Here is a 23,460-nt window from a genome sequence, read left to right as displayed (position 1 = left end):
CTTTTCCTATGTCAGCTGTTTCTTTTGGATGTATGACAAGCCGAGCGCCGCAATCAAGATGGTCCCTTTGACGATATCTTGGGCATAATACGGCACGTCCCACATCGTCAGCCCGTTCAACAAGATCCCAATCAAGACGGCACCGATCAACGTGCCGACGACGTTCGGTCGTCCTGTCCCGAAGACGGCATAGCCGATATAGGCGGCCGCAACGGCGTCCATTAAGAGCGGCGCCCCGGCCGAAACTTGCCCCGTGCCGATCCGTGACGCCAAGATGATGCCGCCAATCGCTGCGAACAATCCGCTCAACACGTAGGCGTACAGCTTGATGCGGTTGACGGCGATACCGGAACGACGGGCCGCCTCGACGTTCGAGCCGACGTAATAAAATTCGCGACCCGTCTTCGAATACGTCAAGAACAGATGCGCCCCGGCGAAGAAGATGACCATCAAGATGGCGACGAACGGGACCGGCCCGATCGAGCCTTGTCCGATGAAGAGGAACGATGGGATGAACCGGCCCGACGCCGTCCCCCCTTCAATCGGCATGTTGTCATAAATCGAGAAGCCTTTCGTATACGTCAACTGGACCCCATTGATGACGTACATGATGGCGAGCGTCGCAAGCAAGTCCGGTAACCGGAATTTGATCGTCACGAGCGCGTTCAACAGTCCGACGAGCACGCCGAGAACAATCGGGACGAGCAAGGCGACGAGCAGCTCTTGACTATGTAACACGAGGCTTGACGCCGCCCCGACCGTCGCGAGGCTCGCCGTCGAACCGACCGATAAATCGAATCCGCCGACGATGAGTGAGAATGTCACCCCGAGGGCGAGCAACGAGACAATCGAGACGGATTTGATGATGTCGCTGAAATTGGCGTACGTCAGGAACTGGTCGTTCGTCACGCCGAAGACCGCAATCAATGCGAGGATCGCGAACAGCGTCCCGTATTGACCGATGCCGGTGAATCGTCTCGCCTTAGGTTTGAGTACGAGTTGGGCCATATGATGCCCCTCCTTTCTGCTGCCAGCGGCCGCGGTCGAGCCAAAGCGTGCGGTTGGCGACGAGTTCTAATTCATGCGCCTCACTCGACGTGAAGATGACCGTCTTGCCTTTTTTGGCCAGTTGCGTCACGAGCTCATAAATGTCTCGTTTCGCCGTCACATCGACGCCTTTCGTCGGCTCGTCGAGTAAATACACGTCCCGGTCTTGAAACAACCATTTGCTGAGGACGACTTTTTGTTGATTGCCGCCGCTCAGCTCCCGCACCGGCTGTCGAACATCGGCATATTTGACACGAAGCGAGGACAAGACGCGTTGTAACACGCTCGTCTCGCCTTCAACGACTAACGCGTTTCGTTCAATCGAGTCGTCGAGAAAGAGTCCTTGTTTCCGGCGCTCTTCCGGGACGAGGGCGAACCCGGCTCGGACCGCTTGACGCGGCGTTTGGACCGTCGTCACTTTCCCGCCGTGCTCGATGTGTTGCTTCACGTCGGACAAACCGAACAACGCCTCGATGAGCTCGGTCTTGCCGCTGCCCGTCACGCCGCCGATGCCGACGACTTCGCCTTTATAGGCGGTGAAGGACAACTCGGTCCCAAACGTCGGTAATGTGAGTGTCGCCTTCAGTTGGACCTCGTTCGTCGGTGTCGCCTTTTCTAAATCGTCGCCCAATTCCGTCCCGCTCAACAGCGCATGAACGTCTTCTGTCGACAACGGCTGGAACGGCCCTTCATAGACGAGTCGCCCATCTCGGAGAAACGTCGTCGTCGTCGTGACACGCGACAGCTCCTCGGAGCGGTGAGTGATGAGAAGGATGCCGACACCTTCATCTGCGAGCGACTGCAACAACGTGAGCAGTGCCGCCGCGTCGTCCGTCGACAAGGCCGCCGTCGGCTCATCGAGTAAGAGGTACGTCGCTTCGCTCGCAAGCGCTCTTGCAATTAAAATCCGTTGTTTGACGCTGAGCGGGTAATGTCCACTCGGTTTCGTCACATCGATCGTGAGGCCGACACGTTTCAAATACGCCGTCGCCCGTTGCTTCAAGTCGCGCGGTTTAATCCGTTCGACCGTCTGCCACGGCACGACGTTCTCATAGACTGGTAAATCGAGATAGAGCGCATCATCGACTTCTTGCGACACGGTGATGACCCCGCGTCGAATCGCTTCGGCCGGCGTGAACACGACCGCCTCGTCATCAATAGAGACGGACCCAGACGTCGGTGTCGTCGTGCCGTTCAATAATTTGATTAACGTGCTCTTTCCGGCCCCGTTCAAGCCGAGAAGCCCATGGATCTCACCGCGCCGGAGCCCGAACGTGACGTCGTCGAGCACCGTCACGTCCCCGTATTGTTTAGTGACGCGTTCAAGCCGAATCATCATTTCATCCAGTCCGACCAAGCCGCGTCTGACGCGCCCCAGTTCGGCACGTATTGACCGAGGTCGTCCATTGTCACTTTCTCGTCAGGCAAGACGTCACGATCGACGAGATATGGGTCGACCGAATGAATCGACGGTGTCTCTTCGCCGGCGAGTTTTTGATAGGCGTACCGGACTTGGATACGACCGATTTCAGCCGGGTCGGTCGCCGCCGTCACTTTCCATGGGCTCCCGTCTTCTTGCATGAGCTGGAGGTCCTCGTCGCTCAAATCGATGCCGTAGACGGCAATCTCATCGCGCCCCGCTTGTTTGATGGCACGGCTCGCCCCTTTGGCGAACTCATCCCACATCGCGAACACGGCGTCAATCTCGCCTTCCGGATACTTCTTCAAAATCGCCTCCATCTGGCTTTGCGTGTCGAGCGCGGTGTTGTTCGTCGCTGAACCGAATTTGGCCACTTCTTCGATGCCTGGATAACGCTTCAAGAACGCGTCATAAATCGTGTGGCGTCGTTCCATCGGCGTGAAGCCGCCGACCCAAATCGTGACGATTTTCCCTTCGCCGTCCAAATCTTCCGCGAGCGCCTTGAGCGAACGCCAGGCGAGCGAATAATCGTCCTGGTCGATAACGGTCACGCCCTCGTTCGTCAAATCGTTGTCGAACGCGACGACTTTGATGCCTTTGTCGAGCGCACGTTGGACCGGTTCTTTCAACGCGTCGGCACGCCCGTGGTCGATCAAGATGACATCGACACCTTGCGTCGTCACCGTGTCGACATAACTCGCCATCTTCGATAAGTCGTTGTCAGCGTTATACACTTTCACGTTGCCGCCGAACGATTCGACTTGCTCGGTCACCCCGTTAATGTACTGCGACGAGAACGTCCCGATCGACATTTGCATGATCAGGGCGACGTCGATGTCTTTCGGCAACGTGCCGTTCGAGGTGGACACCGGTTTCGTCTCCGGCGTCTTCTCGGCCGGTTTCGGTGTCGCCGCTTGTTCGTTCGTGCAGCCGACGAGCGCCAACACGAACGTGAATAGTAAAATCAATAGTTTTTTAGACATGAACCGTTCCCCCTACGTGATGTGTGATGGCCGTCTCGTTCGCCTCGAACACGCCCGCCTCGGTGATGAGCCCGGTGATGAGCTCAGGCGGCGTGACGTCGAACGCCGGATTGAAGACGGTGATACCGACAGGAGCCGTCGGCTGGCCACCGATATGCGTCACTTCTTTCGCGTCCCGCTCCTCGATTTCAATCGCATCGTCCGCCGTCAAATCGAACGTCGAATGAGGTGCCGCGACGTAAAACGGGATCCCGTAATGCTTGGCGAGCACGGCGAGTTGGAGCGTGCCGATCTTGTTGGCGACGTGACCCGTCCGCGTGATGCGGTCGGCCCCGACGATGATCGCGTCGACGCCTTTCGCTTGAATCGTCCATGCGGCCATATTGTCGGTGATGAGCGTGACATCGATATCGGCCTGGTCGAGCTCCCAGACTGTGAGACGGGCCCCTTGAAGAAGCGGTCGCGTCTCACAGGCGAAGACGTTGAATGTGACGCCTTGCTCTTTACCGACATAAAACGGGGCAAGTGCCGTACCGTAACGTGACGTCGCGATGGCACCGGCGTTGCAGATCGTCAAGATGTTCCCACCTGCCGGTAATACCGTCAGTGCGTGCTCACCGATAGAGCGATATGTGTCGACGTCGCGGTCATATAACGCAACGGCACGTCGTTCGATTTCCCCGGCAATCTGTTCAAAATCGTCCCCGACGTTCAGCTCGAGGAGCGACTCGATCACATTTTGAAGGTTGACCGCCGTCGGCCGTGTCGCGATCAAGCGGCGTCCGACGATTTCAAGGCGACGCGTGAAATCCGGGTCGTCGACTAATCGTCCTGCCTCTTTCGCCAAGACGAACGCCCCGAAGTACGCGATCGCCGGTGCGCCTCGGACTTGGAGTGTCTCAATCGCACGTTCGGCTTCTTCGAGCGTCTCGATCGTCACGTAACGCGCCTCGTGCGGAAGGAGCGTCTGATCTAAAAGGACCAGCTCATGGGTCGATGCGTCGAAACGAATGTTTTGGACGGTCATACGCGCACCCCCGAGAGGAGTGCCACGAGGTCGTCAATCGAATCGACGGTGTGCCGCTCTTTGATGAGGGTGGCGCCGAGGGCGAGCGCATCACGTTTTCGCTCGAGACGGGCCGCTTCGGGTAACGTCTCGAGGTCCGCGACGCCGGCGAGGCCGATGGCGCGGCGGATGAGCTCGCAACCGGCGTAGCCGATCGTGTCGCTGAAGATTGTTTCGAGCAAGTCGTCGACGTACCCTTCCGTATTGAACGGCTCGACGGCGCTCGTGAAGTTGTGACGGAACGTCTTCTCGAACGTCTCCCAGACGGTGAGGACGTCGGTGAACCGTTCGAACCGCTTGAGCGGATCGTGGAACGTCGCAAGCGTCAAATGAGCGATGATTTGACCGACGTCAAAACCGAACGGTCCGTAAAACGCGAACTCCGGGTCGATGATTTTCGTTTCCTGTGACGTCGCGAAGATGCTGCCGGTATGTAAGTCGCCGTGAAGCAAGGCGTCATGTTTCGTGACGAACCCGACTTTCAGTTTTGCCACTTCGACTTTCAGCGCCTTGTCTTGCCACAAACGCTCGACGTCCGGGCGAAGCTCCGCCTCGATGTTGTTCGATTCGGCATCTTTATACGGGTCGGTGAAGATGAGTTTTTCTGTGATGTCGCACAGTTCCGGGTTGTAATACTCCCGCTCTTTTCGTTTCTTTTCGATTGGTCCGGCCGCATAGTCGGACGTGACGAACAGCGTCTCCCCTAAAAACTCGCCGACGTGACGGGCCAGCTCCGGATACGTCTTCCCTTCGAGATAACCGGTGCGGACGATATCATATTCAGACAAATCCTCTAAAATCGTGTAGGCGAGGGCGCGGTCGCTCCCGATCACTCGTGGTACGAATCGTGGAACGACTTCAGCGAACTCCCGAAGCGCCAACTGCTCGATCCAGGCCCGATCGAGCGTGAGCGGCCAGCTCTCTCCGACGACTTTCGCGTACGGAAGGGCTTGCTTCACGATCAAGCTCGTCTCGCCTTGACGGATGCGAAAGACGAGGTTCAAGTTGCCGTCACCGATCTCTTCACACTGGGCGATTCCCCCTGCTTCGATCAATCCGAGTTCCCGGACATGCTCGACGACGGTCTGTTCTGTAAATGGTTGATATGTCATGATGGTTTCCCCTTTCGGTATGATTCCCACAAAAAAAGCCCCTTTCTCCGCGAGAAAGAGGCACAGCCAAATTGGTTGTTCCTCTCATCTTTCAGACGTATGTCTGGTGGATGTAGCACCGTGCCGTACTGGTCGGTTGCTGCGGCGTCATCGGGCCAATTCCCTCTGCCAACTCGCGATAAGAGTGTCTTATTCGATTGTGTGAACGTGTTATGATGAATATTACGGACTGAGCGCCGTACTTGTCAACGGGGATTTATAACGAGTAGATCCACTTTTTCTTTGCATATATGGAAACAACTTTCAAAAATTATTTTTTTCAAAAAAAGGAATTGACGCTGTGACGATTATGTGCAAAAATTCAATTAAATTTCACAACTTCAAATCATATTCTTATCAAGAGCAGACGGAGGGGACAAGCCCGATGATGTCGCAGCAACCGACCCGCTTGGGCACGGTGCTAATTCTTGCAGCGCAAGCTGAGAGATAAGAGTTCATTTTTTCATGATGACCTCTTGCCTCGGCATGGGGTCATTTTTTGTTTGACCGGAAGGAGGAACAAACATGGGTATTCTTGCCACTTATGAAATCAATCGCACGGACCGCGTCGCCGATATCGCCGCGAAAATCGCGCTCGAGTTGACTGTCGGCACGTGGACGGACTTGCCCCATTTAGAACGACAACAACTACAATCGTACCGCGCCGAGGTCGTCTCGACGTCGCATACAGACACGACGAGCCGTTTCACGATCCGTTACCCGCTCGATAACGTCAGTTCCGACTTCTCGTCAATTTTGACGACGACGTTCGGAAAACTATCACTTGATGACTCGGTCCGTTTACTTGATCTCGAGCTACCTGAATCACTTTCCCGAGACTTCCCCGGCGCCAAGTTCGGTGTCGACGGGATTCGTGAACAGCTCGGCGTCAACGATCGCCCGCTCGTCATGAGCATCTTTAAAGGGGTCATCGGACGAGACTTGCGCTTTTTAGAACAACAACTGCGCGACCAACTCTCAGGCGGCATCGATATCGTCAAAGACGATGAGATCTTGTATGACAACCCGCTCACCCCTTCGCTCGAACGGGCACGGGTCGGGCGAATCGTGTTAGACGACCATTACAAGGCGACCGGTAAACGGGCCTTATATGCCATCACGCTGAGCGGCCCGGTGTTCGGGTTGCGCGACCAAGCGCTCCGTTTGATTGAAGCCGGGGCGACGGCACTGCTCTTCAACGTCTATACATACGGACTCGATGCACTTCGAGAACTCGCGAAAGACCCGGACGTCCGTGTCCCGATTTTAGCGCACCCGGCGTTTGCCGGCGCCTTGACCGGTTCAATCAATCACTCGCTTCTACTCGGGACATTCATTCGTCTTGCCGGTGCTGATTTGACACTGTTTCCGTCACCGTATGGTTCGCTCGCGACGCCGAGGGATGAGGCCCTTCTCATTCGCGACCTCAGTGCGAAACCGAGCGTAAGAAAACCGATTCTCCCGGTCCCATCGGCCGGGATTCACCCTGGACTCGTCGAAGACATCATCCGCGACTTCGGTACGGACGTCGTCATCAACGCCGGCGGCGGCATTCACGGTCATCCGGACGGTGCCGCGGCCGGTGCCCGCGCCTTCCGTCAAGCGATCGACCAAGTGCTGGGGCGGGCCGGTCAAACGGACGCACTCGATGTCGCACTCGAGGCATGGACGACACGATGACGGTCCATATCCTCTGTGACTTTGACGGGACGATCACGGCCGAGGACAACATCATCGCCCTTATGAAGGCGTTCGCCCCTTCGGAATGGCACACAATCAAAGATGACGTACTCGCCCAAAACATCTCGATTCGGTCAGGTGTCGGGCAACTGTTCGAACTGTTGCCGAGCGCTGGGCGAACCGTGTATCGTGACTATTTGGTGGAACGCATCGAACTGCGTCCCGGGTTTATTGACTTTCTGGCCGAGGTGAGTCAAAACGATTGGCAGTTTGACGTCGTTAGCGGCGGGATGGACTTTTTCGTCTATCCGATTTTAAACGGACATGTCGATCCGGACCACATCTATTGCAACGTCGCCGACTTCTCCGCCGAGACGGTACGAATCGACTGGCCGCACGCTTGTGACGAGCAGTGTACGAACGATTGCGGTTGCTGCAAACCGACGATCGCCCGCCGCATCGTCAATCCCGATGATCGCTTGGTCGTCATCGGTGACTCAGTGACCGACTTCGAGGTCGCCAAGCAGGCTGACTTCGTCTACGCCCGTGGCCAGCTCATCACCCTCTGTGAGGCGGAAGGTATCCGCTACGCCCCGTTCGAGACGTTTGACGACATCACGTATCACTTGAAGGAGGTGTCCGTATGAGTGTGACCACACGTTGGCTCGAACTCGCCGACATTAAAGACGAGCTCGCCGCCCGCGACTGGTTCCCCGGAACGAGTGGGAATTTGGCGATCCGTGTCTCAGACGAACCGCTCACTTTCCTCGTCACAGCGAGCGGACGTGATAAACGAAAACGGACACCGGAAGATTTCGTCCTCGTCGATGCGTCCGGACGATTGATCGGCGACCAAAACGGCAAACCGTCCGCCGAGACGCTGCTCCACGTGGAAGTGTTCAACCGGACGGAAGCGACGTGTTCCTTGCACGTCCATACGATCGACAACAACGTCATCTCGGAGTTGCACGCGGCACGCGGCGAGGTCGCCTTCACCGGTCAAGAGATTATCAAGGCGCTCGGCTTTTGGGAAGAAGACGCCGTCGTCCGTGTCCCGATCATCGACAACCATGCCGACATCCCGACGCTCGCCGCGGCGTTCGCCCCTCACATCCACTCGAGCGCCGGCGCCGTCCTCATCCGCAATCACGGCATCACCGTCTGGGGCGAGACACCCGCTGCGGCAAAACGCTATTTAGAAGCATATGAGTTTTTGTTCAGCTACACGTTAAAACTACGCGCCTTAGGCGTCCATTCATAAGGAGGAACCATTCATGGCCACAATCTATTTCCAACAAACCGAAGACCGTTACGTCGATCAAGCTGAAGTGAGCGCATTTTTAGAGTCACGCGGTATTCTGTATGAGCAGTGGGACATCAACAAGCTCCCGGCTGACTTGCAGGAGAACTATCAATTGACGGACGAAAACAAACAAGCGATTCTCGCCACGTTCCGCGACGAGATTCAAGACGTGTCCGAGCGCCGCGGCTACAAGACGGCCGACGTCATCTCCTTGTCGGACGCGACGCCGAACTTGGACGAACTGCTCGTCAACTTCCAAAAAGAACATCACCACACGGACGATGAGGTCCGCTTCATCGTGAGCGGTCATGGGATCTTCGCGATCGATGACGCCGAACGCGGCTACTTCAACATCGAATTGAACCCGGGCGACCTCATCTCGGTGCCGGTGAACACGCGCCACTATTTCACCCTTCAAGACGACCGCAAAGTCGTCGCCGTCCGCATCTTCGTGACGACAGAAGGCTGGGTGCCGATTTACGAGAAAGAAGACGTGACCGCCTAACAAAAAAATCCTGCCTCCCGTTAAAGGGAGAGCAGGATTTTTTTAATGTTTGACCGCGGACGGTTTCGATGAGAACCAACCCCATAGGGCGATGGCGACCATGACCGACCAGAAGAAGAGCGTCCAACCCGTCGAGTGGACGAATCCGTGCGGGAGTCCGATGAACTCGAACGGTGTTCCTTCTATTAATTGTTTAAAGCCATCATGTTCTAAGACGAGTACCGTCAGTTTCACCCCGACCCAACCGACGATCATGAAGGCGGCCGTCTCGAGCGTCGGACGCTCGTGCAACAGCTTCACGAAAATGCGGGCGGCGAAACGCATCAAGACGACACCGATGAGTCCACCGAGCAAGACGACGAAGAACTGACCGGAGTCGATGCCGCCGATCTCACCGAGACCAAGTGCTGGGAGACTGACCGCGAGCGCGACCGCCGCCAAAATCGAGTCGACCGCGAAGGCGATGTCCGCGAATTCGACTTTCGCGACCGTCCACCAAAACTCTTTGCGCGAGACCGGACGCTCCGTGACGGCCGTCTCGGCTTTCGCTTCTGCGGCCAAGTCTTGATGCGGTGCCATATGACGCGCCTTATACGTCATATACAGGTGTCTCGCGCTCATCCCGATCAAGTAGAGGGCACCGAGTGCCTGCACTTGCCAGACGTTGATTAAAAACGAGATGAGGAACAGTGCGAGGAAGCGGAATACGAACGCTCCAAGTAAGCCATAGAACAATGCTTTCTTTTGTTCCGTGCGCGGCAAATGTTTGACCATGACAGCCAAGACGAGCGCATTGTCTGCAGATAATAGCCCTTCAAGACCAACGAGGACAACGACGATCCAAGCATACTGCAGAATTAACTGCCAATCCATGTAAATCCATCTCCTTTTAGTTGTGTTCCTTCATATTTAATAGTGACTACTTTTTTAAGTTCACGAGAACATTCTATTCCGATTTCTTTTTAAAAGCAATCGTTATTTTTTCACACTATGAAGTTTCTCACTAAAAACAGGTTCACAGCATGTTCAGAGAGCAAATTGATACCCGGTTCACGTACGTTTCGTGATAAAATCCTAACAAGAACGAGTGGTGGTCCCCACCCTCTCAAAAAGGAGAATCCGATTATGTCTACAAGCCATGTCGCTTTACCTACTAAAGCAGAACGACATAAATTATTCGGTTCGGTCCCGCCAATCAAGGGAACGAAACCGACAGAAAAAGATAAAATGATTGATTTGCAGAATACACCGAAAAACTTCTTGTTCGCGCTCGACAGCGTCGGCATCTCAAACGTGAAACACCCGGTCAACATCGAGACGCCAGACGGCATCCAGGCAACGGTCGCGACGTTCGAATTGACGACGTCACTCGTGCAGGATCGGAAAGGCATCAACATGTCACGCCTTACCGAACAGCTCGACGCGTACCATAACCAAGGCTGGACCGTGTCGAACGCGTCGCTCATCGAGTTCGCACAAGAGCTCGCCGAGCGAATGGAGCAAACAGAAGGGCAGCTCACAATCCGCTACCCATGGTTCTTTAGCCGAAAAGCGCCAGCAACGGGCCTCAGCGGTCTCATGAACGCTGATGTCATGCACCGCGTGTCGTACAACCTTGAGACGGGGACAGCGAGCGTCACGGTCGGTCTCGTCATCAACGTCACGACGCTTTGCCCGTGTTCTAAGGAAATCAGTGAATACAGTGCCCATAACCAACGCGGATACATCACGATCGAGGCTGGCCTCGACGAGACGTCGCTCGACGGTTTTGACTGGCGCCTCGCTCTTCTCGATGCAGCCGAGTCGAACGCCTCGGCACCGCTTCACCCGGTCCTCAAACGTCCGGATGAGAAGCGCGCGACAGAGATCGCGTACGAGAACCCGCGCTTCGTCGAAGACATGGTCCGTTTAATCGCAGCCGACTTGTACGAGATGAAGCAAGTCGTCAACTTCTTCGTCGAATGTCGGAACGAAGAATCGATTCACCAACATGACGCGATTGCCTCGATCACGTTCGATAAACGCGAGAACTAAAAAACGAGTGAAGCCGACTTTGGCTTCACTCGTTTCAGACTGTAGACAAAACATTGTCTGCAGTTTTTTTATTTGCCCGACCGGACACAGCTCGCTTTTCTGGGGGCAAGCAGGGAGCCGTATCGCTTAACGCTGCCGGGTCTCCCTTTGCTTGCTATTCCCCTAGAAGTCTCGCCGTGCCCTTAGTCGGTCCACGCATCAATCCCTCTTTTCGTACCCTCGTCCCTTTTTTATAATGAGAGGTAGAGAACCAGTCATAGAGGTGAATCGGACGAGAGAAGCATGGCATGCGTTGGACCCGTTACCGGGGACTTGAAAAAGTTTCAATGCAGGCGATGCTTACCTTTGCTGCCCTCAATCTCAAGAAGATGGCAGGCTGGACAGGGTCTCGGGCAGAGCGCCTCAAGGCCCGAAAACGAAAAAGTCACGTTTCAGTTCGCCTGAAACGTGACTTTGTCTTCAATCTGAAACGAGTGAAGCCGACTTTGGTTTTACTCGTTTTTTATAGGCTCCGGACGAGCCGAATCGTCAACAGGATCACGATCAAGATAACCCATACCGCCCACACGATTCGCCATTTGGCCCAATCGAGCCGTTTGACGAACGCGTACACGGTCAAATACAAGGCGATGAGGAGCGGGATGACGACCCAAGGATTGTCGAGCATCACGCTTCGATGTCACCGTCCCAGGCGAGCATGCCGCCCTCGACGTTGACGACTTTATATCCTTGTGACTCCAAGTAGTCGCACGCCGTCACACTGCGCCCGCCCGAGCGGCAAATGACATGATAGACGTTGTCTTTGGCGAGCTTTTCTGTCACTTCCGGGAACTCAGACAATGGATAGAGCGGTACGTGCGGGATGTGACCCGCGTCGTATTCGTCTTGTTCGCGCACGTCGATGATGTGGAGCGACTCCCCGTTCTCGAGCTTCTCACGTAATTCGGTTGCATGGATGTTTTGCATATAGGCTCCCCCTTTTAATGTTGTCCCTTACTAGTTTACCTTAGTTTTCGATTAGACAAACTCCAATTGATTGTCGTTTCGTCATCACAATAGAACCCTTCGAGCTCACACCGCTCGACCACCTGCCCGATCCAAGCACGGCTGCCACAAAACAACGTGAAATGGCTATCCCAAGGCGGTACGATGAGCCACTCATGTTGGTAACCGAAGAACGTCCGATGTTGCATCCCCCACGTATCAGCGGCTAGCGTCTCACGAATATGAATGAGATGCCGTTCCGTACAAAACTCGTCGCCACTCCACATCCATTCTTCCCCCATTTCAAGAAGCGCACGCAATACCTGGTTCTCTAAAAGATTAGACAGCACTCCTTCGCCTGGTGGAAGCAAGTTGTCACGCTTACAAAAATCGATGATTCGATTTGCGCTTGCTCGGTCTTTCGCGTGCGGTTTCAACGCTCCGATCATTGTCCGGAGTGCGTGATCGATGCGTTTGACATGGTCAAAGTCAAGTTGACGGCACATCTCTTGCCACGTGACGACTCGAAATTGCTGCTCTACTTCGTTTTTGTTCATGTCGACATATCGGTCGATTACGGCACGGTCGTTCACGGACGCAAGAAAAGGATGGAACACGACGAATACCGCTTCGAACACCCCTTCGTAATACGGTTTGATCGGATAGTCATCCCCGCCGCCGAACATCGCGTAACGATGTCCTTCCGGAAGCACGACTTCTTTTTCAAATTCGTTCATCTGACCACCCCCTTTTCCAATAGTTTACAATGGCCGAACAAAAAAAGCATCCTCCGCTAAGGAAGGATGCTTGCGACTTACGCTTCGTTGCGCTCGTCGATGGCTTGTGCCGCTGTGATGAGCGTCAATTTGTAGACGTCTTCTTCGTTACAACCGCGCGACAAGTCGTTCACCGGCTTGTTGAGGCCTTGGAGGATCGGTCCGATCGCTTCGAACCCGCCGAAACGTTGAACCATCTTGTAGCCGATGTTCCCGGCTTCGAGGCTTGGGAAGACGAAGACGTTGGCGTTCCCGGCCACGTCAGAGCCTGGCGCTTTCTTCGCTGCTACGCTCGGGACGAACGCAGCGTCGAACTGAAGCTCACCGTCGATTGGAAGATTCGGCGCTTTTTCTTTGGCGAGACGTGTCGCTTCGATGACCTTCTCGGTTTCAGGTGATTTCGCTGAACCTTTCGTCGAGAAGCTGAGGAGCGCGACTTGCGGCTCGATGCCGAACGTCTTCGCTGTCAACGCTGACAAGTAGGCGTTCTCCGCGAGGTCGGCCGCGTCCGGTGCGATGTTGATCGCGCAATCCGAGAAGACGTACTGCTCGTTGTCGCGTACCATGATGAAGACGCCTGACGTCTTTTTAATGCCTTCTTGCATTTTGATGATTTGAAGGGCCGGACGGACCGTGTCCGCTGTCGCGTGCATCGCACCCGAGACGAGACCTTCTGCCTTGCCTGTGTGGACGAGCATCGTCCCGAAGTAGTTGACGTCTGACGTCAACAATTCACGGGCCTGTTCTGGCGTCGCTTTGCCTTTACGGCGCTCGACGAACGCTTCGACGAGTGTGTCGATGTCTTCGTACGTCGCCGGGTCGTACTGCGTCAAGTTCGAGATATCAAATCCGTGCTTCGTTGCGACCGCATCGAGCTCGGCTTTCGGACCGATGACGATCGGGTCGACCATGCCGTCGTTTTTCAAACGGACCGCGGCTCCGAGGACGCGCTCATCGACGCCTTCAGGCAAGACGATAGTTGGACGGATCGGGCTGACTTTCTGCTTTAACGTATCAAATAGTTTCATAACGGAGGAACCCCTTTTCTTATAATAAGAATCACTTACGGTTTGTGACCGATTTCTGTCTTTATGCGATTTCAATTATACACAGGACCTTTTTTAAAATAAACTATTCTGCCCGATTCGTCATAAATCGCTTGAAATCAATCATTATATGAATACAACAGTGATACTCTATCGACTGATACAGGCTGTTTTGAAGCCGTTTTCATTCATGGCCGGATCGTTGCTTTTTCCCGTCTCGACCGTGATGCGACTCACAGCCGGCGTCAAACTTGGCAGGCTGTGAAGGGACTATGGTAAAATAAACAGCGAAGCCTAAGTTCCTGAAAGGAGTTTTTTTATGTCAGAACGTCCTGCACCAACTACAGAGACACAGCACGCCGCCGCCACGTTGGACGGTTGGTACACGCTCCATGATTTCCGCACGATCGATTGGACCCGCTTGAAAACTGTTGACGCTACGGCGCGAAAAGAAATGATTGATGAATTCGTCGCGTTCCTCGCCTCGCTTGAAGAAGTGGAAACGCGCGGTGAAGGCAGCCACGCCTTTTATTCGATTTTAGGACAAAAGGCGGACGTCGTTCTTATGGTCCTTCGTCCAACGTTCAAAGAGCTCGAGCAAGTCGAGCTCGCGCTCCGGAAGACGAAGCTGTACGACTACATGATCCCGTCGTATTCGTACGTCTCGGTCATCGAACTCGGCATGTACCGTGGCTCAGGCGACGGCGATCCGTATGAAAACCCGCACATCCGGTCGCGTCTCTACCCGACGCTCCCGAAAACGGCGCACATCTGCTTCTATCCGATGAGCAAGGCACGCCGCGACGGCGACAACTGGTATACGCTCTCGATGGATGAGCGCAAAGACCTCATGTACCGCCACAGCATGATCGGCCGCAGCTACGCCGGCAAAATCCAACAATTTATTGGCGGATCGACTGGATTTGACGGTTGGGAATGGGGCGTGACGCTATTCGCGGAAGATTCGCTTCAGTTCAAGAAAATCGTCTACGAGATGCGTTTCGATGAAGTGAGTGCGAAGTATGGAGAGTTCGGCGATTTCTACGTCGGGAACATCCTACCAAAAGAAGAACTCGGCACATTCCTCGGGTAATCGAGGTTTATGCGGACGGTGCCTCGGGAAACATTGATTATAGAAGCAATTCCATAATAATGATCAATGAGGTGAACAACGATGCGCGTGTTCAAGGAATCAGATCGAGACACTGCGGAACGTTTAGATTCGTTTATTGAGCGAATGGCACCGACTGCCGAGCTAGTCCAACTTCGATTTGAACAACAGTTAAAACATACACAGCGAAAGGGTCAGGCAAAAGCCTGACCCTTTATTTTGCCTTCGCATGAAGAGCGTCCCCGAGGAACGTCGCGAGTTCGAGCATACCGTACGTGCCCGCTTTCGCCTCAGCGTCGGAGTTATAATTCGTGTTCGTGTTCACGTCATAGGCGTAGACGTTACCGTCTCGGTCCTCGATGATCTCGATGCCGGCGACGGCGATGTCGTTCGTAGCGAGGAACGTCTCAAGTTGCGCGATCATCGGATGCGTAAACCCTTCGACGATCTCGAACTTCGCTGGCGGCGTCTCACCGACCGGGCAAAACTGATCTTCAATCGAGCAAGCGTCAGCCGGGCACAGCTCGAATCCTTCCGACGTGTCGACGCGTACGGCATAGACGAACTTCCCGCCGATAAACTCACAGCGTGTGATGAACGGTTGTGGCGCCTCAATATATTGTTGAATGAGCGTGATGCCGTCGACCGAGTCTTCGAACTGCGGTCCATATACATATTCACGTAACGCCTCAATCGAATGAAACAACTGGACACCGAGCCCTTTGCCGGCTCGGTTATGCTTGGTGATAAACGGCGTCATCCCGAGCGTCTCTGCCGCGTTCATGATTTGTTCTTTCCCGACGGCCGCAATCGTCTTCGGTACACGGATTCCTTCGCGGCGAAGTGCCGTATACTGATTCACTTTGCTCACTTCAAGACGAATCGCACGCGTCCCGTTAAAGACAGTCCGGTTATTCGCCTCAAGCCAAGCGAGCACCCCTTCCGTAAGCTCCGGGGCGTAACGGTGTCCGCGCGTGTGGGACGAGGCGCTCATCCGGTTATAAAACACACCTTCGGGCGGGGTCGCCTCGAGATCAATCATTCCCTCATCCAAATGCCACAATTCGTAAGGTAAAGCTAATTCGTCCAGTCGTTTGACGAGATGGTCTGTCCATTCATTGTTTTCGTGTAAGACATAAATTTTAGCCATACGTACCTCCCCTTTTTTCGTATCCTCACTTTACCATAGCCATATCCGATTATTCCAATGTGCATAACTTACAATGCGTTATTTCTTAATTAATAATGATTTCATGGTATAATGAACTTAATAATAACTGAGAAAAGCGACAAATTTTATAAGGAAGTGATGTGTTTGAATGGTTCGGTAATCAGTACAGACAGTTTGATTTTATTGTTCGGCCTGCTCCTCGTTGCAGGGGTTCTCGCCACGCGCGTCTCCACCCGCTTCGGCCTTCCAGCCTTGATTTTGTTCATGGGGATCGGCATGGTGATCGGGAGCGATATCACCGGTATCATCTTCTTTGACAATACGGGCCTTGCACAGATGATTGGGGTAGCGGCGCTGATCGTCATCTTGTTTGAGGGGGGACTTCAAACGAAATGGTCCTCGATTCGGAGCGTCCTCGCCCCGTCCGCCTCGCTTGCCACGATTGGCGTCTTGCTCACGACGGCTGTCGTCGCGGTTGCCGTTCGTTTCGTATTTGGTTTAGATTGGATTGAATCTTTCCTGTTTGGTGCCATCATCGGTTCGACCGATGCGGCGGCCGTCTTCGCCGCCTTCAAAGGGAAAAACATTGCACCGAACGTCGGTGCGACACTCGAAGCCGAGTCCGGCACGAACGACCCGATGGCGATGTTCTTAACGATTCTTGCCCTCGATTTCATGATGAAACCGGGCACGACCATTTGGGACGGCATTTGGATGTTCGTCTTGCAAATTGTCGTCGGGGCACTCCTTGGATATCTCCTCGGAAACGTCTCTCGCCTCATGCTCAACCATTTGAAACTTGACTCGAGCGGACTACACGCCGTCCTCATGATTTCGATGGCGTTCATGACGTACGGGGCTGCTGCATACTTTGCAGGCAGTGGACTACTCGCCGTCTATATCGCTGCGATGATTGTCGGAAACGCGCATACGGCTCACGAAGTGACGATTGTCCAATTCTCTGAGGCGCTCGCCTGGATTATGCAAATCATCATGTTCGTCATCCTCGGCTTGCTTGTCTTCCCAAAACAGTTGCTCGACCTCGAACTGATTTGGAAAGGTTTGCTCATCTCGTTCATCTTAATGTTCATCGCACGACCGATCGCCGTCTACTTGTCGACGCTCGGTATGGCGTTTACGAATAAAGAGAAGCTGTTCATCTCATGGGCCGGGCTAAAAGGCGCGGTCCCGATCGTCCTCGCGACGTTCCCGCTCATCGCAGGCATCGATAACGCCCAATTGATTTTTAACGCCGTCTTCTTCGTCGTCGTGACGAGCGCCTTGATTCAAGGCACGACGCTCACCCCGCTTGCGGCGAAACTCGACTTACTCGGACCCGATAAGATTCGGTCTCCGTACTCGATTGCGCTCGTCTCGAGCAAACAGTCGCAACATCAACTCGTTCCGTACGTCGCGACGGAAGAGTCGTCGATGATTGGGAAGACGCTCGCCGACATCACGCTTCCACCGAACACGGTCGTGAACGCGATTGTGCGCCAAGACTATCTGATCCCGCCGACGGGCCAGACGAAAATCGAGCCGGGCGATTTGTTATACGTCCTCGCCTCGACATACCGCCACGACCAACTCGACCGCAAGTTCGGGGAGGACGGGCTCGAACGTGTCGAGTTATGACGATTTCTTTTCATCATTTCGTCACGTGAATCAGGTTTAGACCATATAAAAAACGAACATAGTAGAAGTGACAACACTTCTGCCATGTTCGTTTTTTAATGGAGGAGGGATTCATATGTTCGACTTGCCCCCATTTCGAAAGAATGAACTCGATCGGCTCCGCAAAGACTTGTTCGGCGATATGTTTGAACGGATGAATCAATTGTTCGACCCAAAAGAAGGGGCGACCTCGTTCCTCGACTCGTTCAAACTCGACGTCAAAGACCAAGAAAGCCAATACGTCATCGAAGCTGAGATGCCGGGCATTCAAAAAGAGAATATCCACGTCCGTTATGACAAAGACCACCTCGTCCTCTCGGTCGATCAACGCGAAGAAAAAGAAGAAGACAAAGATTATGTGTACCGAGAGCGCCGTGTCACCTCAATGCAACGTTCACTCTATCTGCCGAACGTGAAAGAGGACGGCATCAAAGCGAAGCTCGCGGACGGGGTGCTGCATTTGACGATTCCAAAAGCTGATGACGGGTCGACGACACGTACGATTGAAATTGAAGGGTAAGGGGTGTGCCTCGGCACATTCCTTACCTTTTTGTGTCCACTGTCTTCGCCGCTCGAATCAAAGCTGCCACTTCCTCGTCTCGTCCTTCGTGGAGCGCCTCGACGATAAAACTGCCGACAACGACGCCATCACACGCCTCGCCGAGTACTCGGACTTGTTCGGCCAGATGAACGCCGAATCCGGCAAGCACGGGCACCGGCGAACGAGCCGTGAGCGCCTGTAAATGTCCGAGCAACTCGTCTGGAAACACATCCGCCTTCCCAGTCGTTCCTTTCAACGTGACCGCGTAGACGAATCCCTCGGTCTGATTCAATATCGTCTCGACCCGCTGCGCGCTACTCGTTAATGTGACGAGCGGGATGACGGCAACGCCGTGGCGATCCGTCTCGGCGAACAGTTCGAGACTTTCTTCAAATGGTAAATCCGGGATGATCACCCCGCTCACTCCACATGCTGCCGCTCTTTCAAAGAACGGTTGCACTCCGAAGCGAAACACCGGATTCAAGTAGGTCATGAGGACAATCGGGACTGAAAAACGTCTAGTTCCTTCTATTAAACGGTCGAGCACTTGTGCGAGCGTCACGCCTTCGGCGAGGGCGCGCATACCGGCCGCCTCGATGACTGGTCCGTCCGCTACCGGATCCGAGAACGGGATGCCGAGTTCAATCGCTGTCGCCCCCATCGCTTCAAGCCGTTCAATCGTCGGAATCAAGTTGTCGAGTCCGCCGTCTCCTGCCATGATATACGGGACGAACGCCGTCCCTTCACTCCGCTCCCGAATCGCTTCATCTAAGCGCATCATCCTGTCACCCTTTCTCGAATCGTGTGTACGTCTTTGTCTCCTCGTCCCGATAAGCAGATGACGAGAATCTCATCCTCCGTCATCGTTTCAGCAAGCGTCTCGGCATAGGCGAGTGCATGCGATGACTCGAGCGCTGGAATGATGCCTTCATTCCGACTGAGCGACATGCAAGCCGCGAGCGCCTCATCATCCGTGACGGCGGCGTAGCGGACCCGCTCGATATCTTTCAAGAAACTATGCTCCGGACCGACGCCAGGATAATCGAGCCCGGCTGAAATCGAGTGCGCTTCTTGAATCTGCCCGGCCGCGTCCTGAAGCACATACATGAGCGACCCGTGGAGCACGCCGACCTCACCTTTCGTGAGCGTCGCCGCATGCTCCGGCGTATCAATCCCGCTCCCTGCCGCTTCGACGCCGTATAAAGCGACCGCCTCGTCGTTCAAAAACGGATAAAACATCCCCATCGCGTTGCTGCCGCCGCCGACACAAGCGATGACCGCGTCCGGCAAGCGACCGGTCTTGTCGAGCACTTGACGACGGGTCTCGATGCCAATCACGCTTTGGAAATCCCGTACCATCGCCGGGAACGGGTGTGGTCCGAGCACGGAGCCCATGACGTAGTGCGTATCGTCGACGTGTTTGACCCAGTAACGGAGCGCTTCGTTCACCGCATCCTTCAACGTCCGGCTCCCCGATTTGACCGGCACGACCGTCGCGCCGAGCAGCTCCATCCGGAACACGTTCAACTGTTGACGCTCGACGTCGACCTCGCCCATGAAGATTGTACATTCGAGGTTAAGTAGCGCGCACACCGTCGCGGTCGCGACACCGTGTTGTCCCGCCCCGGTCTCGGCGACGATCTTCTGTTTGCCCATCCGTTTGGCGAGCAACGCTTGGCCGATCGTGTTGTTGATTTTATGGGCCCCGGTATGGTTCAAATCTTCCCGTTTCAAGTAGACGTTCGTCCCGAGGCGGCGGCTCATGTTCTCCGCGTAGTAGAGCGGTGTCTCACGACCGACATATTCGCTTAGAAGCTCGTCGAACTTCTCATGGAACGCCGGGTCTTGCCGCGCCTCCTCATAAGCGACCTCTAATTCTTCGACCGCCTGCATGAGCGTCTCCGGTATATATTTTCCGCCATACGGGCCAAACTTCCCGTTCACTGGTTGGTTGTACATGTAAACTCCTCCTTGGCACGCCTGATGAACGCGCGAATCTTCTCAAGATCTTTCTCTCCATTCGTCTCAACACCACTCGAGACGTCGACCCCATCTGGTCTTACGATTTGAATCGCCGTGGCGACGTTATCTGGGTCAAGCCCTCCGGCGAGCCAAAACGGCCGACTCGGGCGTCCTAACGTCTCCCAGTCGAGCGTTTCCCCGCTCCCCGGGACGGGTGCATCCAACAACACGATTTCCGCTTCCGTCTCACGACCCGCTTCGATAATCGGTAACCCGAAACGTCGGAACGCTTCGAGCGGCAACGTGCGCCGATGCAGTTGAATATCGGTCATTCCGCTCGTGAGTGCCGTCTCGACCTCTTCAAGCGTCGGGTCGAGGAACACGCCGACGACGCGCACCGATTCCGGGATGTGCCGCCGTAACCGCTTCGCCGTCTTCACATCGATGCGTCGGGAACTGTCGGCGAAGACGAACCCAATCGCATCAGCCCCCGCCTCGACCGCGGCACGGACGGCACCTTCAGTCTTCACTCCGCATATTTTAACGAACATGCTTTCAACTCCTCGATGAGTGACGTCGGGTCATCTTCACGCATGAGCGCCTCACCGACGAGAATCGCGCGCGCACCGGCCGCTTGGAGCCGGCCGGCCGCCTCACTGTTCTCAACACCGCTTTCGCTGACGAACGCGACGTCCGGATAGCGTTGCATCAATTCAATCGATGTATCGAGCGTGACCTCGAACGTCTTCAAGTTGCGATTGTTGATGCCGATCAACACGTCGCCGAGTTCGAGCGCGGTCTGGAGTTCCGATTCATCATGCACCTCGACGAGGACGTCGAGACCGATGTGCCGTGCGTACTGCTTCAAAGCATGGAGACGGCTCGGGTGGAGCGCCGCGACAATCAACAGTGCCGCTCTCGCCCCGGCCGCTTGCGCCCGATCGAGCTGGCGTTCGTCGATGATGAAATCTTTGCACAGCACCGGGATATCGACCGCGTCGGCGACGAGGCGCAAGTCTTCGAACGACCCTTTGAAGTACGTCTCGTCCGTGAGCACGGAGATCATCGTCGCTCCGGCCCGCTCATACGCACGGGCCCGTTCCGCGACATCGACTTGTTCTCGAATCAATCCTTTCGAAGGCGAGGCCCGTTTGATTTCGGCGATGACATGGAACCCATCCGCGACGAGCCGCTGCAAGGAAATCGGTTCTGTCGCCGTGACGACGATGTCTTCCATTTCGTTGACCTCTTCGATTTTCGTGCCGATGATTTTCATCAAGTAGCTCATATTCCGACCTCCGTTTGTTGTAGTTGGGTCAAGACCCGGACCGCATATCCTTCATCGATGCTGCGCGCCGCCTCGGCGACCCCCTCGCGGAGCGTCTTCACCGTCCCGTACGTGCACAAGGCGAGCGCCGCATTCAACAAGACGACGTCACGGGCCGGGCCGGGCTGACCGTTCAACACGGCGACGAGCGTCTGTGCATTTTCTTCTGGTGTCCCGCCTCGTAACGCAGAGAGCGGTGCCCGCATCAACCCGACGTCTCGCGGGTCGACCTTGTACCTTGCCGTCTGTTCCCCGGCAAAGAAGAGCACCTCGTTCGCTCCGGCCAAACTTGCCTCATCAAGTCCGCCAGCGCCGTGGACGACCATCCCGCGTTCCACACCGAGATATCTCATCGCCGCCGCCATCTTCTCAAGGAGTGATGGATGATATACCCCGATCAATTGCCGCCTCGGCTTGAGCGGGTTCGTGAGCGGGCCGATCTGATTAAAGATTGTCGCGGTCGCGAGCTCTTTTCGAGCCGGCATGACGTGCTTCATGATCGGGTGGACATGTTGGGCGAACAAGAAACTCAAGTTCGATCGTTTCAGGTCGGCTAACACGTCTTCTGCCGTCCGGACGATCGGCACGTTCAACGCCTCAAGCACGTCGGCACTGCCTGAGCGACTCGATACGCTCCGATTGCCGTGCTTCGCGACCGGGATGCCGAGCCCGGCGAGGACGAACGCGACGGTCGAGCTGATGTTGAACGTGTTGGCCCCGTCGCCGCCTGTACCGCACACATCGAGGACCGGGATCGTCGTCTCGGGGAACGTTGCCGCCTCGCGGATGTAATCGGCAAGGCCAGCCATCTCTTCGGCCGTCTCTCCGCGTTTTTTCAACGTGAGGAGCACTTCTTTGATTTGGTTCCCATCGGCCTCGAATAACTCTGCCGCCGCTCGTTTCATTTCCGCTGCCGTCAATCGATTCGTCAGTAGTCGTGTTAACATATATGTTCCTCCTCTAATTTTCGGTACAAAAAAACTCCATACGACAAACGTCGTATGGAGGACGGTATGGACCGCGGTGCCACCTCTCGTTGGATTGAGTCATCAATCCCGCTTTTTCCGATGCTATCACATCGTATCCCGATAACGGGGGAAGCCGTCATGGCCTACTTTCTTTCAGCCATGCTCTCATGAGCCCATTCACGTGTCAGCCTCGGCCAGGATCCCACCACCCCCGGCTCTCTTGACGAGACGTTCACACACGTTACTCTTCTCAATCATTGATTTACATATGCGTTGAAACGAAAAAGGGGTTACCCGCCTGCCCATAGCTTACGCTATGAGAAGGACGAGTAACCCCGTGGTGCCACCTTCGTTGGTTCAGATCGAACCCACTTCACGGACAAACATCCGCTTCCCCGTGATAACGGTGGGTGACCCGCTAAAGCCTACTAAAAGTTTCGGTTTAGAGCTCGGAAGTCCATTCGCGACGTCCCGCATACTGATTCACACCAACCATCAGCTCTCTGTCATGCGGGTCTAGTCGTTACTTCTCTTCGTCGACGCCTTTATTCGTTTCAGTTAAGTTAACTCGTACTATACAGGGCGCGATTGTCCGTGTCAAACAAAAGCGTGCAAAAAAACTTTGCTTCTATAGGTGACGCAAAAAAGCCGACGTTTTTCGCAGCTCGACAAGTTGACACCCGTTTTTTTCGTCTGCTATAGTCGTCCCCA

The 23,460-nt window shown here is 54.9% G+C and carries 24 protein-coding genes, 1 pseudogene, 2 riboswitches and 2 other annotated features; of the genes and pseudogenes, 9 read left to right on the top strand and 16 right to left on the bottom strand.

Translation table 11 applies throughout. The features are described from left to right. Positions 1-6: 6 nt before the first annotated feature. Genes P398_RS0104370 through mtnK form a run of 5 tightly spaced genes read right to left on the bottom strand, consistent with a single transcriptional unit; the run spans position 7 to position 5,628 of the window. On the bottom strand, positions 7-1,008 hold the full coding sequence (locus P398_RS0104370; protein ID WP_051638863.1) for an ABC transporter permease: 1,002 nt from the start codon (positions 1,006-1,008) through the stop codon (positions 7-9). Next, complete coding sequence (locus P398_RS0104365) at positions 983-2,383, bottom strand: sugar ABC transporter ATP-binding protein (protein ID WP_051638862.1); 1,401 nt, start codon at positions 2,381-2,383, stop codon at positions 983-985. The genes P398_RS0104370 and P398_RS0104365 overlap by 26 nt, the downstream gene beginning before the upstream one ends. After that, positions 2,383-3,450: a sugar ABC transporter substrate-binding protein gene (locus P398_RS0104360; protein ID WP_029334179.1), complete on the bottom strand. Its 1,068-nt coding sequence runs from the start codon at positions 3,448-3,450 to the stop codon at positions 2,383-2,385. The genes P398_RS0104365 and P398_RS0104360 overlap by 1 nt, the downstream gene beginning before the upstream one ends. Continuing rightward, positions 3,443-4,477, bottom strand: a complete 1,035-nt coding sequence (gene mtnA / locus P398_RS0104355; RefSeq protein ID WP_051638861.1) for an S-methyl-5-thioribose-1-phosphate isomerase — start codon at positions 4,475-4,477, stop codon at positions 3,443-3,445. Before mtnA ends, P398_RS0104360 begins: the two co-directional genes overlap by 8 nt. Then, complete coding sequence (gene mtnK, locus P398_RS0104350) at positions 4,474-5,628, bottom strand: S-methyl-5-thioribose kinase (RefSeq protein ID WP_029334177.1); 1,155 nt, start codon at positions 5,626-5,628, stop codon at positions 4,474-4,476. Before mtnK ends, mtnA begins: the two co-directional genes overlap by 4 nt. An 81-nt stretch (positions 5,629-5,709) precedes the next feature. Further along, positions 5,710-5,813, bottom strand: a riboswitch (SAM riboswitch). A 205-nt stretch (positions 5,814-6,018) separates the two neighbouring features. Continuing rightward, a riboswitch (SAM riboswitch) is annotated at positions 6,019-6,121 on the top strand. 71 nt (positions 6,122-6,192) lie between these two features. Between mtnK and P398_RS0104345 the strand changes: the two genes are divergently transcribed. From P398_RS0104345 to P398_RS0104330, 4 genes are read left to right on the top strand one after another with little or no spacing between them, the layout of a single operon-like run. After that, a complete protein-coding gene (locus P398_RS0104345) occupies positions 6,193-7,347 on the top strand; it encodes a 2,3-diketo-5-methylthiopentyl-1-phosphate enolase (RefSeq protein WP_029334176.1) in 1,155 nt (384 codons plus the stop codon). Beyond that, complete coding sequence (locus P398_RS0104340) at positions 7,344-7,994, top strand: 2-hydroxy-3-keto-5-methylthiopentenyl-1-phosphate phosphatase (protein ID WP_024371181.1); 651 nt, start codon at positions 7,344-7,346, stop codon at positions 7,992-7,994. Before P398_RS0104345 ends, P398_RS0104340 begins: the two co-directional genes overlap by 4 nt. Beyond that, the gene (locus tag P398_RS0104335) at positions 7,991-8,608 is read left to right on the top strand and encodes a methylthioribulose 1-phosphate dehydratase (protein ID WP_024371182.1); all 618 of its coding nucleotides are present in this window, start codon (positions 7,991-7,993) and stop codon (positions 8,606-8,608) included. The genes P398_RS0104340 and P398_RS0104335 overlap by 4 nt, the downstream gene beginning before the upstream one ends. 13 nt (positions 8,609-8,621) lie before the next feature. After that, positions 8,622-9,155 carry a 1,2-dihydroxy-3-keto-5-methylthiopentene dioxygenase gene (locus tag P398_RS0104330; protein ID WP_029334175.1) on the top strand — a complete coding sequence of 178 codons (534 nt, stop codon included), beginning with the start codon at positions 8,622-8,624 and terminating at the stop codon, positions 9,153-9,155. A 42-nt stretch (positions 9,156-9,197) separates the two neighbouring features. On the opposite strand, the gene P398_RS0104325 is transcribed toward P398_RS0104330, so the two are convergent. Further along, positions 9,198-10,028, bottom strand: coding sequence for a TerC family protein (locus P398_RS0104325; protein WP_024371184.1), 831 nt, complete (start codon positions 10,026-10,028; stop codon positions 9,198-9,200). A gap of 252 nt (positions 10,029-10,280) precedes the next feature. On the opposite strand from P398_RS0104325, the gene folE2 reads away from it, so the two are divergent. Together folE2 and P398_RS16540 are read left to right on the top strand one after the other, a co-directional pair. After that, on the top strand, positions 10,281-11,189 hold the full coding sequence (gene folE2 / locus P398_RS0104320; protein ID WP_029334174.1) for a GTP cyclohydrolase FolE2: 909 nt from the start codon (positions 10,281-10,283) through the stop codon (positions 11,187-11,189). A 272-nt stretch (positions 11,190-11,461) separates the two neighbouring features. Beyond that, positions 11,462-11,572 (top strand): annotated as a pseudogene (locus P398_RS16540) (transposase); the annotation flags it as partial. Between the two features lie 119 nt (positions 11,573-11,691). Here the strand turns inward: P398_RS16540 and P398_RS16940 are convergent. From P398_RS16940 to pta, 4 genes are all read right to left on the bottom strand, one after another. Continuing rightward, positions 11,692-11,859: a hypothetical protein gene (locus P398_RS16940; protein ID WP_156111500.1), complete on the bottom strand. Its 168-nt coding sequence runs from the start codon at positions 11,857-11,859 to the stop codon at positions 11,692-11,694. After that, positions 11,856-12,155 (bottom strand): rhodanese-like domain-containing protein, encoded by a 300-nt coding sequence (locus P398_RS0104310; protein WP_029334173.1) that lies wholly within the window; start codon positions 12,153-12,155, stop codon positions 11,856-11,858. The genes P398_RS16940 and P398_RS0104310 overlap by 4 nt, the downstream gene beginning before the upstream one ends. Before the next feature lie 35 nt (positions 12,156-12,190). Continuing rightward, on the bottom strand, positions 12,191-12,910 hold the full coding sequence (locus tag P398_RS0104305; protein ID WP_029334172.1) for a DUF2711 family protein: 720 nt from the start codon (positions 12,908-12,910) through the stop codon (positions 12,191-12,193). Positions 12,911-12,987: 77 nt separating this feature from the next. After that, on the bottom strand, positions 12,988-13,977 hold the full coding sequence (gene pta / locus P398_RS0104300; protein ID WP_024371188.1) for a phosphate acetyltransferase: 990 nt from the start codon (positions 13,975-13,977) through the stop codon (positions 12,988-12,990). A 337-nt stretch (positions 13,978-14,314) separates the two neighbouring features. Here pta and hemQ point away from each other — a divergent pair, with 337 nt between their 5' ends. Then, the gene (gene hemQ / locus P398_RS0104295; protein ID WP_029334171.1) at positions 14,315-15,088 is read left to right on the top strand and encodes a hydrogen peroxide-dependent heme synthase; all 774 of its coding nucleotides are present in this window, start codon (positions 14,315-14,317) and stop codon (positions 15,086-15,088) included. Positions 15,089-15,320: 232 nt separating this feature from the next. Here hemQ and P398_RS0104285 read toward each other — a convergent pair whose 3' ends face one another. Beyond that, entirely contained in the window at positions 15,321-16,256 is a 936-nt protein-coding gene (locus P398_RS0104285) for an ATP-grasp domain-containing protein (protein ID WP_029334170.1), read from the bottom strand. 165 nt (positions 16,257-16,421) lie between these two features. Between P398_RS0104285 and P398_RS0104280 the strand changes: the two genes are divergently transcribed. Together P398_RS0104280 and P398_RS0104275 are read left to right on the top strand one after the other, a co-directional pair. Next, positions 16,422-17,912, top strand: coding sequence for a potassium/proton antiporter (locus tag P398_RS0104280; RefSeq protein WP_371816174.1), 1,491 nt, complete (start codon positions 16,422-16,424; stop codon positions 17,910-17,912). A 115-nt stretch (positions 17,913-18,027) separates the two neighbouring features. Beyond that, positions 18,028-18,471: an Hsp20/alpha crystallin family protein gene (locus tag P398_RS0104275; protein ID WP_029334168.1), complete on the top strand. Its 444-nt coding sequence runs from the start codon at positions 18,028-18,030 to the stop codon at positions 18,469-18,471. 22 nt (positions 18,472-18,493) lie between these two features. Here P398_RS0104275 and trpA read toward each other — a convergent pair whose 3' ends face one another. From trpA to trpD, 5 genes are read right to left on the bottom strand one after another with little or no spacing between them, the layout of a single operon-like run. Then, positions 18,494-19,270 carry a tryptophan synthase subunit alpha gene (gene trpA / locus P398_RS0104270; RefSeq protein WP_029334167.1) on the bottom strand — a complete coding sequence of 259 codons (777 nt, stop codon included), beginning with the start codon at positions 19,268-19,270 and terminating at the stop codon, positions 18,494-18,496. Then, on the bottom strand, positions 19,270-20,451 hold the full coding sequence (gene trpB / locus P398_RS0104265) for a tryptophan synthase subunit beta (protein ID WP_029334166.1): 1,182 nt from the start codon (positions 20,449-20,451) through the stop codon (positions 19,270-19,272). The genes trpA and trpB overlap by 1 nt, the downstream gene beginning before the upstream one ends. Further along, entirely contained in the window at positions 20,433-20,984 is a 552-nt protein-coding gene (locus P398_RS0104260; RefSeq protein ID WP_235263303.1) for a phosphoribosylanthranilate isomerase, read from the bottom strand. Before P398_RS0104260 ends, trpB begins: the two co-directional genes overlap by 19 nt. After that, on the bottom strand, positions 20,981-21,742 hold the full coding sequence (gene trpC / locus P398_RS0104255) for an indole-3-glycerol phosphate synthase TrpC (RefSeq protein ID WP_029334164.1): 762 nt from the start codon (positions 21,740-21,742) through the stop codon (positions 20,981-20,983). Before trpC ends, P398_RS0104260 begins: the two co-directional genes overlap by 4 nt. Beyond that, positions 21,739-22,728, bottom strand: a complete 990-nt coding sequence (gene trpD / locus P398_RS0104250; protein WP_029334163.1) for an anthranilate phosphoribosyltransferase — start codon at positions 22,726-22,728, stop codon at positions 21,739-21,741. Before trpD ends, trpC begins: the two co-directional genes overlap by 4 nt. A 54-nt stretch (positions 22,729-22,782) precedes the next feature. Next, positions 22,783-23,016, bottom strand: a binding site (T-box leader). A gap of 51 nt (positions 23,017-23,067) precedes the next feature. Continuing rightward, positions 23,068-23,298, bottom strand: a binding site (T-box leader). Positions 23,299-23,460: the final 162 nt, after the last annotated feature.

The organism is Exiguobacterium aurantiacum DSM 6208, assembly GCF_000702585.1.
GTDB lineage: Bacteria > Bacillota > Bacilli > Exiguobacteriales > Exiguobacteriaceae > Exiguobacterium > Exiguobacterium aurantiacum.
The sequence above is the reverse complement of the archived record's forward strand: the minus strand, read 5'-3'. Positions and strand labels throughout refer to the sequence as shown.